Source organism: Paracoccus sp. SCSIO 75233, from assembly GCF_027912675.1.
GTDB lineage: Bacteria > Pseudomonadota > Alphaproteobacteria > Rhodobacterales > Rhodobacteraceae > Paracoccus.
In genome coordinates this window covers 2100776-2114274 of record NZ_CP115757.1, presented here as the reverse complement: position 1 = coordinate 2114274, position 13499 = coordinate 2100776, and the positions used below count along the sequence as shown (strand labels likewise).

The 13499-nt window shown below is 63.8% G+C and carries 10 protein-coding genes and 1 tRNA gene; 5 read left to right on the top strand and 6 right to left on the bottom strand.

All coding sequences use genetic code 11. From position 1 onward, the window contains the following. Nucleotides 1–18: 18 nt before the first annotated feature. From mutS to dapF, 3 genes are all read right to left on the bottom strand, one after another. A complete protein-coding gene (mutS, locus tag PAF12_RS10200) occupies nucleotides 19–2652 on the bottom strand; it encodes a DNA mismatch repair protein MutS (RefSeq protein ID WP_271106824.1) in 2634 nt (877 codons plus the stop codon). An 80-nt stretch (nucleotides 2653–2732) separates the two neighbouring features. Continuing rightward, nucleotides 2733–3983 (bottom strand): tRNA (N(6)-L-threonylcarbamoyladenosine(37)-C(2))-methylthiotransferase MtaB, encoded by a 1251-nt coding sequence (mtaB, locus tag PAF12_RS10195; RefSeq protein WP_271106823.1) that lies wholly within the window; start codon nucleotides 3981–3983, stop codon nucleotides 2733–2735. Continuing rightward, the gene (dapF, locus tag PAF12_RS10190; RefSeq protein WP_271106822.1) at nucleotides 3980–4795 is read right to left on the bottom strand and encodes a diaminopimelate epimerase; all 816 of its coding nucleotides are present in this window, start codon (nucleotides 4793–4795) and stop codon (nucleotides 3980–3982) included. Before dapF ends, mtaB begins: the two co-directional genes overlap by 4 nt. A gap of 96 nt (nucleotides 4796–4891) precedes the next feature. Between dapF and PAF12_RS10185 the strand changes: the two genes are divergently transcribed. Then, nucleotides 4892–4967: transfer RNA gene (locus PAF12_RS10185), tRNA-Lys, on the top strand. Nucleotides 4968–5131: 164 nt separating this feature from the next. Here the strand turns inward: PAF12_RS10185 and PAF12_RS10180 are convergent. Further along, nucleotides 5132–7168 carry a TonB-dependent receptor gene (locus tag PAF12_RS10180; RefSeq protein WP_271106821.1) on the bottom strand — a complete coding sequence of 679 codons (2037 nt, stop codon included), beginning with the start codon at nucleotides 7166–7168 and terminating at the stop codon, nucleotides 5132–5134. 139 nt (nucleotides 7169–7307) lie between these two features. Between PAF12_RS10180 and PAF12_RS10175 the strand changes: the two genes are divergently transcribed. Genes PAF12_RS10175 through PAF12_RS10160 form a run of 4 tightly spaced genes read left to right on the top strand, consistent with a single transcriptional unit; the run spans nucleotide 7308 to nucleotide 11111 of the window. After that, complete coding sequence (locus tag PAF12_RS10175) at nucleotides 7308–8342, top strand: hemin-degrading factor (RefSeq protein WP_271106820.1); 1035 nt, start codon at nucleotides 7308–7310, stop codon at nucleotides 8340–8342. After that, nucleotides 8339–9247, top strand: coding sequence for a hemin ABC transporter substrate-binding protein (locus PAF12_RS10170; protein ID WP_271106819.1), 909 nt, complete (start codon nucleotides 8339–8341; stop codon nucleotides 9245–9247). The genes PAF12_RS10175 and PAF12_RS10170 overlap by 4 nt, the downstream gene beginning before the upstream one ends. Further along, complete coding sequence (locus tag PAF12_RS10165; protein ID WP_271106818.1) at nucleotides 9247–10317, top strand: iron ABC transporter permease; 1071 nt, start codon at nucleotides 9247–9249, stop codon at nucleotides 10315–10317. Before PAF12_RS10170 ends, PAF12_RS10165 begins: the two co-directional genes overlap by 1 nt. Continuing rightward, nucleotides 10314–11111, top strand: coding sequence for a heme ABC transporter ATP-binding protein (locus tag PAF12_RS10160; protein ID WP_271106817.1), 798 nt, complete (start codon nucleotides 10314–10316; stop codon nucleotides 11109–11111). The genes PAF12_RS10165 and PAF12_RS10160 overlap by 4 nt, the downstream gene beginning before the upstream one ends. A 109-nt stretch (nucleotides 11112–11220) precedes the next feature. On the opposite strand, the gene PAF12_RS10155 is transcribed toward PAF12_RS10160, so the two are convergent. Both PAF12_RS10155 and ftsY read right to left on the bottom strand, forming a co-directional pair. Next, nucleotides 11221–12282, bottom strand: coding sequence for an alkane 1-monooxygenase (locus PAF12_RS10155; protein ID WP_271106816.1), 1062 nt, complete (start codon nucleotides 12280–12282; stop codon nucleotides 11221–11223). Next, entirely contained in the window at nucleotides 12282–13403 is a 1122-nt protein-coding gene (ftsY, locus tag PAF12_RS10150) for a signal recognition particle-docking protein FtsY (protein WP_271106815.1), read from the bottom strand. The genes PAF12_RS10155 and ftsY overlap by 1 nt, the downstream gene beginning before the upstream one ends. Between the last annotated feature and the right edge of the window lie 96 nt (nucleotides 13404–13499).

Here is a 13499-nt window from a genome sequence, read left to right as displayed (position 1 = left end):
CGCACCACCCGCACGCGCTTACCCGTCCTGCACCAGCATCCGCAACTCATAAACCAGATCCAACGCCTCCCGCGGCGTCAGCCCGTCAGGATTGACCTCCTTCAGCCGCGCCTCAGCCGCACTTTCCTTCGCCACAGGCGCGGCAGGTGCGGGCGGGGCCGCGCGGAACAGCGGCAGGTCGTCGATGATCTCCGCCGGGTGAACCGCCCCCTCACGCTCGCCCGATTCCAGAAGGTTGAGAATATCGCGGGCACGCGTCACCACGGCCTCCGGCAGTCCTGCCAGACGCGCCACCTGCACGCCATAGGAACGGTCGGCGGCACCCTTTCGGACCTCATGGAGGAAGATCACCTCCCCCTCCCATTCGCGCACGGCGACGGTGGCATTCTCGACGCCGTCCAGCTTGGCCGCGAGCGCGGTAAGCTCGTGGTAATGCGTCGCGAACAGCGCCCGGCAGCGATTGACGGCTTGCAGGTTTTCCATCACGGCCCAAGCAATCGACAAGCCGTCCCAGGTCGCCGTGCCGCGTCCGATCTCGTCAAGGATCACCAAAGCGCGATCATCGGCCTGATTGAGGATCGCCGCGGTTTCAACCATCTCGACCATAAAGGTCGAGCGTCCGCGTGCCAGATCGTCCGCCGCACCGACGCGCGAGAAAAGCTGGCTGACAAGGCCGATATGCGCGCGCGTGGCAGGCACGAAAGACCCGGCCTGCGCGAGGATCGCAATCAGCGCATTCTGCCGCAGGAAGGTCGATTTACCGGCCATGTTCGGGCCGGTCAGCAGCCAGATCGCCGGGGTGTCGCCTTCGGTCAGCGCGCAGTCATTGGCGACGAAGCTGTCGGCTTTGCGTTTCAGCGCGCGTTCGACGACCGGGTGACGCCCGGCCTCGATCTCGAAGGCGCGGGTTTCGTCAACCTGCGGACGGGTCCAGCCCTCGCCGGTGGCCAGATCGGCGAATGCAGCCGTGAGGTCGATCTCGGCCAAAGCGCGGGCCGCTTGTCCGATAGGTGCGGCCTCGGCCAGAACGGCGTCGCGGAGGCGGGCGAAAATGGCGCGTTCCATCTCAAGCGCGCGATCGCGGGCATTGACGATGCGGGTTTCCAGTTCGGACAGCTCGACCGTGGTGAAGCGGATCTGGTTGGCCGTTGTCTGGCGATGAATGAAGGTTTCGGAAAGCGGCGGAGCCAGCATCTTCTGCGCATGGGTTGCGGTCGTCTCGATGAAGTAGCCCAGCACGTTGTTATGCTTGATCTTCAGGCTGGATACGCCCGCAAGCTCCGCATATTCTCCCTGCATCCGCGCGATCACGCCCCGACCTTCGTCACGAAGCTGGCGGGTTTCGTCCAGATCGCTGTCGAACCCCGCCGCGACGAAACCCCCGTCACGCGCAAGCAGCGGCGGCTCGGCAATCAGCGCGTCGTCAAGCAGGTCGATCAGTTCGTCATGGCCGGTGAGGTCGCGCGCAGCGTCGGCCAACACCTGCGGCGCGTCCTCACCCAGCATCCCGGCGACGGAGATTGCCTGCGTTAGCCCGGCCCTGATCGCGCCCAGATCACGCGGCCCGCCCCGGTCGAGTGCCAGCCGTGACAGCGCCCGGTCCATATCCGGCACCCGCGACAGCGCCTCGCGCAGATCGGCGGTCAGGCGGGCATCCTCGGCCAGATGCTGCACGGCGTCATGCCGGGCATGGATTACCGCCAGATCGCGTGAGGGGGCCGATATCCGCCGTTCCAGCAGCCGCGCCCCGGCAGCGGTCGAACTCCGGTCGATGGCCGACAGAAGCGAGCCGTCCCGCCCGCCGGACAGCGCCTGTGTCAGTTCCAGATTGCGCCGCGTCGCCGCGTCGATCTGCATCGAGCCTGCGACCTGCTCGCGCTGAGGCGGGCGGATCAGGGGAAGCTGCGATTTCTGCGTCAGTTCCAGATAATCCGCAATCGCCCCCATTGCGGCGAGTTCGGCGCGGGTGAAGCTGCCGAACCCGTCCAGCGTGTCGACCTTGAACAGCGATGCCAGCCGGCGGGTTGCGGCGCTTGAATCGAAGCTGGTTGGCGGCAATTCGGTCAGCGCTGCACCGGCTTCCTCGGCAAGTTCTTCAAGGCGGCTTCCCTCGGCGACCAGCAATTCACGCGGCGCGATGCGGGCCAGTTCCGGGGCCAGCCGCGCCTCCGGGCAGGCCATCACGCGGAGCGATCCGGTCGAAATATCGACCCAGGCGAGCGCGGTTTCGTCCCGTACCTGCGCAAAGGCGGCAAGGAAATTATGCCGCCGTGCCTCCAGCAGGGTTTCCTCGGTCAGCGTGCCGGGCGTGACCAGCCGCACCACATCGCGGGCGACCACGGATTTGCTGCCGCGTTTCTTGGCCTCGGCGGGATCCTCCATCTGCTCGGCAATGGCGACGCGGAAGCCCTTGCGGATCAGTGTCAGCAGATAGCTCTCGGCGGCATGGACCGGCACACCGCACATCGGGATCGGCTCACCCTGATGGGTGCCGCGCTTGGTCAATGCAATGTCCAGTGCTGCCGCCGCCTGCACCGCGTCGTCAAAGAACATCTCGTAGAAATCGCCCATGCGGTAGAACAGCAGCGCACCCGGATTGGCCTCGCGGATCGCGAGATACTGGGCCATCATCGGGGTCGGCTGATCGGACATGCGCATTCTCCTTGGCGGATGTTTCTAACGCATCATGCAGCGATTGCCAGAGTTGGACGGGTGCGATGTAATCGCTTCGCTCAGACCGTCAGGCGGGTTCCGTCATGCCCCGAGATTTCCAACTCCATCAACGTCCCTTCCGGCATGTCGGCTTGAAACGCAACTTCGGTAAATTGCTCGGTACGGCCGACGCGCGGCCCCTCGGTCAGGACCCGGTGACGACGGCCAGTCTGCGCCTCCAGATGCGCCCGCAGCGCGGCGTCGCCTGCCGCGCGTAGGCGGGCGGCGCGGTCCTTGATCGCTGCGCCGTTGACAGCGGGCATTCGCGCAGCTGGTGTGCCTTTCCGGGCCGAGTAGGGAAAGACATGCAGGAATGTCAGCCCGCAATCCCCGACCAGCTTCAGCGAGTTTTCGAACATTGCTTCGGTCTCGGTCGGGAAACCAGCGATGATGTCGGCACCAAAGACGATATCCGGGCGCAGGCGGCGGGCCTCCTCGCAGAAGCGGATGGCGTCGTCGCGCAGATGGCGGCGTTTCATGCGCTTGAGGATCATGTCGTCCCCGGCCTGAAGCGACAGATGCAGGTGCGGCATCAGGCGCGGTTCGGTGGCGATGGCCTGCATGAGGTTCTCGTCGGCCTCGATCGAATCGATGGACGAAATCCGCAAACGCGGCAGGTCCGGCACCAGCTTCAGGATCCGCATGACCAGATCGCCGAGACGCGGCGTGCCCGGCAGGTCGGACCCCCATGAGGTCAGATCCACGCCGGTCAGCACCACCTCGTTGAACCCACGATCCCGGAGGCGCTTGATCTGGTCGACGACGACACCCGCCGGGACGCTGCGCGAATTGCCCCGGCCATAAGGGATGATGCAGAAGGTGCAGCGATGGTCGCAGCCATTCTGCACCTGCACATAGGCGCGGTGGCGCCCGAACCCGTCGATCAGATGGCCGGCGGTCTCCTCGACCGACATGATGTCATCGACGATCACCCGCTCGGTCTGGCCGATCAGGTCGGGCGTGAGGCTGGCCCAGGTCTCGGGCTGCATCTTCTCGGTGTTGCCGACGACGCGAGTGACTTCGGGCATGGCGGCGAAGGTCTCGGGCTGGGTCTGCGCCGCGCAGCCCGTCACGATAACCGGCGCGCCGGGATTGTCGCGCGCCAGACGCCGGATGTCCTGCCGCGCCTTGCGGACCGCCTCGGCGGTGACCGCGCAGGTGTTCACGATTACCGCGCCTTGCAGCCCCGCCGCCTCGGCCATCTCGCGCATCGCCTCGGACTCATAGGCGTTCAGGCGGCAGCCATGGGTGGAAAAAACCGGCGCGCTCATCCCCGCCACACCCCGTCGAAGACATGCGCGGTCGGCCCGGTCATCCACACCCCGTCCCCGCGCCAGTCGATCCACAGCGTGCCGCCCGGCACCTGCACCGTGACCTTGCGCCCGGTCAGCCCACGCCTTGCCGCTGCCACTGCCGCCGCGCAGGAGCACGAGCCAGAGGCCAGCGTCGGCCCAGTCCCGCGCTCCCAGATACGCAGCCTGATCTCACTGTCAGACAGAACTTCTACGATTTCGACGTTGCTGCGCTCCGGATAGAGCGGATGATGTTCGTGCTCCGGCCCGAAACGCGCCAGATCAACCGCATCGGCATCCTCGACGAAGAATGTCATATGCGGGTTGCCCATGCCCGTCGCGACCGGGTCCCCGTCAATCGGCAGATGATCGATATTCACCTCACGGGCGAGCGGAATTGCCTGCCAGTCCAGCACCGGCGGCCCCATATTGACACGGGTCAACCCGTCGCCCGCATCTTCGGCCATCAGGACCGCATGATCGGTTCGCAGGCGCAGTTTCTTCTTTCCGCTGCCATCCATGAGGAACCGCGCGATGCAGCGCGTCGCATTGCCGCAAGCCGCCGAGCGCGAGCCATCCGCGTTGAAAAACACCAGCCGTGCATCGACCGCCGAATCTGCGCTGATCGTTGCCAGTTGATCGAACCCGACACCACGATGCCGGTCGGCCATCGCCGAGATGGTCGCAGCGTCAGGCGGCTCGATCCCATGGCGGAGATCGATCACGACGAAATCATTGCCGAGCCCATGCATCTTCATGAAGGGCAGGCCGGGGGTGCGGGCGTGTTCCATTCCCGCCATATAGTGCGGCAGAAAACTTTTCGCCAGACAGGTGTTTTTCCGGTTGACGCCACCGTGACGCAAATCTAGGAAAGCGCCCTGTGATGTGGGCCGTTAGCTCAGTTGGTAGAGCAACTGACTTTTAATCAGTGGGTCGCAGGTTCGAATCCTGCACGGCTCACCACTGAAATCAATGACTAGGCGTGAAATGCGCGAACACTGTCATTCTGGTTTCCCATTGCGTTTCCCACTTTCACGTTCTGTTTGTGTTCTGTTCTCACGAAGTGTTGGCGCGCGCCAACAAATCAGGTTGCGGCCATATCATAGCCGCAACCCGAATGCCGTTGCTCAGAAGCGGCGGCTGATTGACAGCTTCATATTGCGTCCCGGTGCCGGGCCGGTCTGGTAGGTTGCGGGGGTGTAGTCGCGGTCGGTGACGTTATCGATCCCCATATTGACCTGAAGCCCGTCTAGCGCGCCGCCCTGCGGTTCCCAGATCGCGTAGATGTCGTGAACGCCGTAACCCACGCGGCGCGACCCGTCAGGCTTGTCGCGGCCCTGTGCCAGCACGCTGCGGGCGCCGATTTTCCAGCTTTCGCTTGCCTGCCAGCTTGCCGACAGCACAACGCGGTCATTTGGCAATGTGTTCAGCACGACGCCATCCTGATCCTCGCCGTCGACGACAGAGACCGCCGCGCCGAATTGCCAGTCGCCGCGCAGATAGCTTGCCTCCAACTCGCCGCCCGTCAGATAGGCGCGGTCGATATTGGTGTAGGCGGGCATTGGCGCAGGTGCCATCGTGCGCACGATCATGTCGTCGATATGGTTGCGGAACAGGGTCAGCTTCATCGCAGCTTCGTCGCCGGCCGCAAAGACATCGCTGGCGCTGTAGCTGAGGCCGATTTCGATATTCTTGCCCTTTTCGTCGTTCAGATCAGGCGATGCCGCGCCGCCGCTGAAGCCGTCATACAGCTCATCCACCGTGGGCATCCGGTTCACGAAGGCGACCGAGCCGAAAACCGACCAGTCGTCGTTCAGCCGGTACATCAGCCCGAATTGCGGTTCGACCGATTCGGCGTCGACGCGTTCGTCGGTGATGCTCACAGTATCCTTGGGCTCGGTCCGCTGGCGCTCATAGCGCAGACCGGAGTTCAGGGTGAAACGGCCATATTCAAGCTCGGACCATGCGAATACGGCGGCGGAACGGGTGTAGCCCTCGGGGTGGGATGCCGACAATGCCGTGCTGGAGCGGTCCTGACGGAACACTTCCGCGCCCGTCGTCAGGAAATGGTCGTAATCCGCCGTCGACAGATCGGCTATATTCTGTGCTTTCAGCCGCCAGAGCGCATAATCGCGCTTACCGAGAAGGGTGGGGCTGATCTGTTCGGCGGGATCGTCGCCCTGCTTCACGTCCTTCATCGTGTTGGTATAGGACAGCGTGACCGTGGTATCGACATAGCGGTTATCCGCAGGGTTGTAGCCCCATTCGAGCCGGGCAACCTGATCGCGGGTGGTGATGTCGCCCACGCCCCAGCCGGGGAAGAACGGGCCGAACGCACCGATCTGCGCGCCTTCCAGCTGGTTGAAGTCCTGATTGTCGCCCTCGGCCTCAAGATGCTGATAGCTGAATTCGATATATTGATCGCCGAAAGTCTTGCGCGCTTTCAGCAGGATATTCGGCGTGTCGGAGTTGGAGCGGATGATGGTATCGCCGTCAGCGTCTTTCGTATCGCCAAGATTGCGGTAGGCAAAGGCAGCAAGCGCCTCGAAGTCCTCGGTCGGACGCCAGCCCCATGCGACGCTGCCAAGATAGGAATCCGGGTTTGAACTATAGCTGAGCTTGACCCGTCCGCCGCTTTTTGCGCCCGGCTCGATCAGATCGTCGGGATCAATCGTTTCCATCGAGATGACGCCGCCAAGCGCGCCGGACCCGTACAAGGTCGAAGATCCCGGCCCGCGCAGAACCTCGATCCGCTTCAGAAAGTCGGGTTCGACGAAAAGCGCGCCCTGCCGGTAGCTTTCGTAATATTTCTCCTCCCCGTCGATCAACTGGACGATCCCGGATTCATGGGCAGCGGAACCGGAATTGCCGAAGCCGCGTATATTGAAGCCTTGCCCGAAGAAACTGGCGGAGCCGACCCCGGCCACTCCCGGCACGGTTTCCAGCGCATCGCCGATCGTGTCGGGCGCGATTTCGGTCAGTTCTTCGTCATCGACGACGCTGACGGATTGCGGCACGGAGGAGGCGACCTTTTCGACGCCCGCACTCAGAAAGATCGGATCGAGGGTGATAACGGTCGTCGCTTCCTGCGCGGCAACACTGGCAGGCAGGACCAGCATCGTGGTTCCGAGCAGGGCGGAGATTGCGGATTTTCTTGTTTTCATGGGCGTAACCTCGGTCAGCGTGAACTTTTTGCTGGCTCGAAGCGGCTGGCATCTTGCGCCAGCTAAAAAGGCTAAGTAAAAAAGTCAAGAATTAGCTGCCGGGTCTTCGTGCCTGGACTGAAACTCAGCGGAGGCATGAATGAACGATCTGACGCCGGCGCGGCTGCGCGAACTGAAACGCGAAGGGACGATGCGCCCTTATGACCTCGCGGCGCAGCTTGGCTTCCCCGAGGCGGCGCTTGTCGAGGCGGAGCTGGAACATGGCACTGTTCGACTTGATCCGACGCTGAACCGGCTGATTCCGGCTGTGCAAAGCCTGGGCGAGGTCATGGCGCTGACCCGCAACCGCTCCTGTGTGATCGAGAAGGTCGGGACCTATAACGATTTCCGCGATGGTGACCATGCAGCCATGACGCTCGACAGGGAGATCGATCTGCGCATGTTCCCTCGCCATTGGGTCCACGCCTATGCCGTCGCGGCGGAAGGCAAGGACGGGCCGCGCCGGTCGATTCAGGTGTTCGACGCCGCGGGCGATGCGATCCACAAGGTGCATCTGCGCGAAACCTCCGATCTGGCGGCGTGGGAGGCATTGTGCCGCGATCTGGCGCTGCCCGATCAGCAGACCCCTTCGGCCTTTGGCGAACGCAGCCCGGTTGAGGGTGCGAAGATAAATGAGGATCGGGCGCAGGCATTGCGCGACGAATGGGTCCGCATGACCGACACCCATCAGTTCAACACGCTGGTCCGGCGGTTGAAGATGAACCGGCTCGGCGCTTATCGGATCGCGGGTGAACCTCTGTCGCGGAGGCTTTCCGTCGATGCGGTGAATCTCCTGCTGGAGGGCATTCATGCCGACGGCCACAAGGTGATGCTGTTTGTCGGCAATATGGGATGTATCGAGATTCACTCCGGCGGCATCGAGACATTGAAGCCTATGGGGCCGTGGCAGAACGTGCTGGATGATCGGTTCAACCTGCATCTGCGTCTGGATCATGTGGCCGAGGTCTGGCTGGTCGACAAGCCGACGAAACGCGGCCCGGCGATTTCGGTCGAGGCGTTCGACGAAGAGGGCGGTTTGATCTTCCAATGCTTCGGCATGCGCCCGGAGATTGGTGGCGACCCGGATGCATGGGCGTCATTCGCAACCGCGCTTCCGGCGGGGGTGGGGGAATGAAACCCGTTGCCCTGACGCAAACCCGGCGCGACCGCGCTTCCACCATGCTGCTGGCAGCTTTTGGCTTCAGTATCGGTTGCCTGCTGGCCGCGCCATCCCCGGCGGAGCCACACCCGGATGCGGATCGTATCGTCAGCATCGGCGGTGCCGTGACGGAGATTGTCTTCGCTCTGGGCGAACAAGAGCGGCTGGTCGCACGCGACACCACATCGCTTTATCCGCCGGAGGTGATGGATTTGCCTGATGTCGGCTATATCCGTCAGCTATCCCCGGAAGGTGTTCTGTCTGTCGAGCCGGATCTGATTCTGGCCGAAGAGGGTGCCGGACCGCCTGAAATCGTCTCACTTCTGAAGGAGTCGGGTGTGGGGTATGAGGTCATCCCCTCGGGCTACAACGCTGCTGGTCTGGCGGGAAAGGTCACGGCGGTTGCGGAAGCTATTGGCGTGCCGGAGAAGGCCGGGCCTGTACTCGACGCGATTCAGACTGATCTTCAGGAATTGTCGGATCGCGTCGCCACGCAGGGCGAGAAGCGGCGTGTGCTGTTCATCCTTTCCGTTCAGGGCGGTCGGATCATGGCGTCGGGGCAGGGCACCGCCGCGGATGAGATCATCCGAATGGCGGGGGCTGAAAATGCCATACAAGGTTTCAGCGGCTACAAGATCCTGTCGGACGAGGCCGTTAGCGAGGCTGCGCCCGACATTCTCCTGATGATGAACCGTGGCGAGGCGACCAGCGAACATGACGCATCCGATGATGTGCTGTTTGCCATGCCGGCCCTCGCCACGACTCCGGCAGCCGAAACGGGCGCGGTCATTCGCATGGATGGCGACTATCTGCTGGGCTTCGGGCCGCGGACGGGCAAGGCGGCGCTGGAGCTTCATGATACGATCTACGCGGGCTCGTGATGGCTGTCGCGGACATGGCTTTGCAGCGCCTTGACGGGGACCGCAGGTATCTTGGGCGCAAGCTGTCGCTGGTCCTGACGATACTGCTTTTTGTTCTGGCGCTGCTGTCGCTCGGTCATGGTGCATCCGGCATATCCGCGCCAGCCATTCTGGCGGACTGGCTGGCCGGGCGGGACATCGCCGCGACAGACCGGGTCATTCTGCTGAATATCCGCCTGCCAAGGCTACTGACGGGAATACTGGTCGGCGCGGCGCTGGCAGTGTCCGGGGCGATCATGCAGGGCCTGTTCCGCAACCCGCTGGCCGATCCGGGATTGCTGGGTGTCAGCGCCGGGGCCTCGCTGGGGGCAATCAGCGCCATCGTGCTGGGCAGCGTACTTCCCGCAGGTTTCGCCGCGCTGTTCGGCTGGTATCTGGTCCCGGCTGCGGCTTTCGCCGGAAGCTGGATCGCGATGATAACGCTTTATGCCATCGCGACCCGGCAGGGCCGGACCTCGGTCGCGACGATGTTGCTGGCCGGGATCGCGATGGCGGCCATGATCTCGGCACTCTCGGGGGTGATCATCTTCGTCGCGGATGACCAGCAATTGCGTGATCTGACATTCTGGGGCCTGGGTTCTCTGGCCGGGTCGAGCTGGGCCAAGGTCTCGGTTGCGGGCCCGGCGATCCTGCTGGCGCTGATATTGGCGCCGCTTCTGGCGCGAGGGTTGAACGGAATGGCTCTGGGAGAGGCGGCGGCCGTCCATGTCGGTATTCGCGTCCAGCGGGTCAAAACCGCCGCCGTACTGATCACCGCTGCCGCCACGGGCACCGCCGTCGCCATATCCGGCGGGATCGGTTTCGTGGGTATCGTCGTGCCGCATCTTCTGCGGCTGATATCCGGGCCGGATCATCGCTGGCTGCTGGTCAATTCCGGCCTTCTCGGGGCGATTGTCCTGATTGCCGCTGACATGGTCAGCCGCAATATCGTCGCCCCGGCAGAGCTGCCCATTGGCATTGTGACTGCAATTCTTGGCGGTCCGTTCTTCATGTGGGTGCTTCTGTCGAACAGAAGGACATTGGACGGATGAGCCTGATTGCCAGAGACCTGACCGTCAGATTGGGCCGGACTGAGGTCTTGCACGGCGTCAATATCACCGCCCGGCCCGGCCAGTTCACGGCCATCATCGGCCCGAACGGATCGGGCAAGACCACGCTGCTCCGCAGTCTGATCGGTGAGCTGACGCCCGCAGCCGGACAAATCACCCTGAACGGCAGGGATATTTCGTCAATGCTGCCGCATGAGCTTGCGGCCTTGCGCGCCGTGCTGCCCCAGCACGCGGCCCTGAGTTTCCCGTTCACGGCAACTGAGGTCGTCCGGATCGGCCTGACCACGCATCCCGGCCCCGAGACGGCGCGGGACGCGTTGATCCGCGCCGCCCTTGCCGCCGTGGACCTGCCGGGTCACGCGGGCCGTCTTTATCAGGAGCTTTCCGGGGGCGAGCAGCAGCGCGTTCAGCTTGCCCGTGCGCTCGCTCAGGTTTGGCGTTCAGAAGGGCCGGATGGTGCCCGATGGCTGATCCTGGATGAGCCGGTCAGCAGCCTCGACATTGCGCACCAACTGACCGTCATGCGCCTCGCCGCCGACTATGCGTGCCGTGGCGGGGGCGTGGTTGCGGTCATGCATGACCTGAACCTGACCGCGATGTACGCCGATCACGTCCTGCTGATGCATGACGGACGAGACCTCGCCGAAGGCCCGCCGGAACATGTCCTTGCGAGCGACCTGCTGTCGCGTGCCTATGGCTGCAGGATAGCGGTCGGCCAGACGCCGAGCCGTGGGCCGTGGGTGCTGCCGCAGATGGCGGAGATGCACGCTTCGTAGCGATAAAGCACTGTCGCGCGGAGAAGCGGAGCCCCAAGCTACGACATCACGCTGCGTCCAGCGGGGATGGGCCGGGGCTCGGCCTTCATCCTTCCAGCGGCCCCGATGATTATGTCCCGAGCGGGTGTTCCTGCGGAACCGGCTCTGTCATCATCTTTGCCACACGCTTGTCCATCATCCGTTCCCAAAGCGGCGGCACCATCGCTATCGCGCCCATAACCGGCAGTGAGTAAGGCAGCATCGGACGCGGGTTCTCCGGGTTCAGCCGCAGCGAAGGATAGATGCGTGACGGGTGCGCGTGGTGATCCGAATGGCGCGGCGCATTGACCATCGCAAGCGACGACAGCGGGTGCGGCGCGTCCCAGCTATGACGCGCGCCGACAGGCTCCGTGCGCCCGGACGTCTCGCCTCTGCGCAGGCCGTAATGCTGGACGTAGTCCGACAGCATGAGTTGCATCTGGGCGTACAGGCAAATCGCAAGGTAATCCAAGGTGGCCCGGGGCCCGAAAACCAGAAAGACCACGGCGATCAGGATCAGGCTTCCGCCGACCCAGAGCAGATAGGGATTTACCCTCCCGCTGCGCTCGGCCCGTTTCCGTTCTTCGGCCAGTCCGGATCGGAACGATCCGAACCAGGCCCTAGGGAAGAAGCGCCAGAAGCTCTCGCCCAAACGGGCGGAATTAGGGTCTGCATCGGTCGCGACGTAGACGTGATGCACCAGCCTGTGTGCGCTGACATGGTGGCCGAACAGCAGGCTGACATAGACCGCTGCGCCAAGTCTGAACAGGCCGCGACTGCCGCGATGGATCAATTCATGCGCGTTGGAGTTCGACACCTGCCCGAAAAACATCCCTGCACCAAGGAACAGTGCGATACGCTCCCAACCACTCAGATGATCGGTGGAAAACGCCGCAAGCGCCGTGATCAGCAGGGTGAAATGCGCAATCGCGAGCAGGATTGACGCCGGATCGGCCAGCGGAAATTCGGCGCTCTCATCCGCATCGCCGAAACCACGCGCGATGATCGTGTCCGCTGCGGGTGCGGCCAGTGCCATCCACAGGAACCCGGACCAGAGCGGCCATCCCCCGGCACTCGCCCCCCAGATCAGCAAGACAGCCGGAAACAGCGCGACGCCAGCGAAGGCCGCGACAGGTGGAACGCGCCCCGCCATCAGAGACCGACAAGGGCGCGGGCGAAGTCACCCGGCTCGAAGGCGTCGAGATCGTCGATCTGCTCACCCACGCCAATCGCATGTATCGGCAGGCCGAACTTGTCCGCCAATGCCACGAGGACGCCGCCGCGCGCCGTGCCGTCAAGCTTTGTCATCACCAGCCCGGAGACATCGGCCAGGTTACGGAAGGTCTCCACCTGTGACAGCGCGTTCTGACCTGTCGTCGCATCCAGCACCAGCAGGGTGTTATGCGGCGCGGAAGGGTCTTTCTTGCGGATGACGCGGACGATCTTCGCCAGTTCCTCCATCAGATCGGCGCGGTTTTGCAGGCGGCCTGCGGTGTCGATCATCAGCAGGTCCGCGCCCTCGGCCTCCGCCTTGGTCATGGCGTCGAAGGCGAGGCTTGCGGGGTCGGAGCCTTCGGGCGCTGTCATCACCGGCACACCGGCGCGTTGACCCCAGACCTGAAGCTGCTCGACCGCTGCCGCGCGGAACGTATCGCCCGCCGCGATCACCACATGCTTGCCCGCCGCTTTGAACTGGCTGGCAAGCTTGCCGATGGTCGTGGTCTTGCCTGAGCCGTTCACGCCCACCACCAGCACCACCTGCGGCGTTTTGGGATAAAGCGGCAAGGGGCGGGCGACCGGCGTCATGATCCGGGTGATCTCATCGGCCAGCAGGGTCTTGAGTTCGGTCGCGGAAATACGCCGACCCATCCGGCCCTCGGCGATATTGGCGGTAACGCGTAGCGCGGTATCCACGCCCATATCGGCGGCGACCAGCGTATCCTCCAGCTCTTCCAGCATCGCATCGTCAAGTTCCCTGCGGGGCTCTGCCGGGGCCGCCGTTCCGCCGCCGAACAAGCGACCCATCAGGCCGGGCTTGCGGTCTGCTTCTGCTGGTTGTTGGGGTTGGGGCGGGGAAGTCGGCGCCGGATCGGCTGGAGGGGCAGGGGGCGTCACCGGCAGGACCGGCTCCGGCGCGGTTTCCTGAACTGTGGTTTCCTGCGCTGCGGCGTTTTCTTCACCGGCAGCGCCTTCGCCCACCAGATCGTCGAGGCCTTGTCCAATCTTGGACGATGATTTGTTCAGCCGCTCACGCAGCTTCGAGAAAAACGACATGCGTCCACCATTTCAATTCGCCCTGAAACCTAAAGGTTGCGCGCGCGAAGTGAAAGAGGGGCGGCGATTACCGCTCAGGCAATTAACCCAAGACGA

What these genes read in the sequence shown, in the direction of transcription:
- dapF (WP_271106822.1), bottom strand. Translation starts at nt 4,795, where the DNA reads ATGGAACACGCCCGCACCCCCGGCCTGCCCTTCATGAAGATGCATGGG.
- PAF12_RS10155 (WP_271106816.1), bottom strand. Translation starts at nt 12,282, where the DNA reads ATGGCGGGGCGCGTTCCACCTGTCGCGGCCTTCGCTGGCGTCGCGCTG.
- PAF12_RS10175 (WP_271106820.1), top strand. Translation starts at nt 7,308, where the DNA reads ATGAACGATCTGACGCCGGCGCGGCTGCGCGAACTGAAACGCGAAGGG.
- PAF12_RS10180 (WP_271106821.1), bottom strand. Translation starts at nt 7,168, where the DNA reads ATGAAAACAAGAAAATCCGCAATCTCCGCCCTGCTCGGAACCACGATG.
- mutS (WP_271106824.1), bottom strand. Translation starts at nt 2,652, where the DNA reads ATGTCCGATCAGCCGACCCCGATGATGGCCCAGTATCTCGCGATCCGC.
- PAF12_RS10160 (WP_271106817.1), top strand. Translation starts at nt 10,314, where the DNA reads ATGAGCCTGATTGCCAGAGACCTGACCGTCAGATTGGGCCGGACTGAG.
- PAF12_RS10165 (WP_271106818.1), top strand. Translation starts at nt 9,247, where the DNA reads ATGGCTGTCGCGGACATGGCTTTGCAGCGCCTTGACGGGGACCGCAGG.
- mtaB (WP_271106823.1), bottom strand. Translation starts at nt 3,983, where the DNA reads ATGAGCGCGCCGGTTTTTTCCACCCATGGCTGCCGCCTGAACGCCTAT.
- PAF12_RS10170 (WP_271106819.1), top strand. Translation starts at nt 8,339, where the DNA reads ATGAAACCCGTTGCCCTGACGCAAACCCGGCGCGACCGCGCTTCCACC.
- ftsY (WP_271106815.1), bottom strand. Translation starts at nt 13,403, where the DNA reads ATGTCGTTTTTCTCGAAGCTGCGTGAGCGGCTGAACAAATCATCGTCC.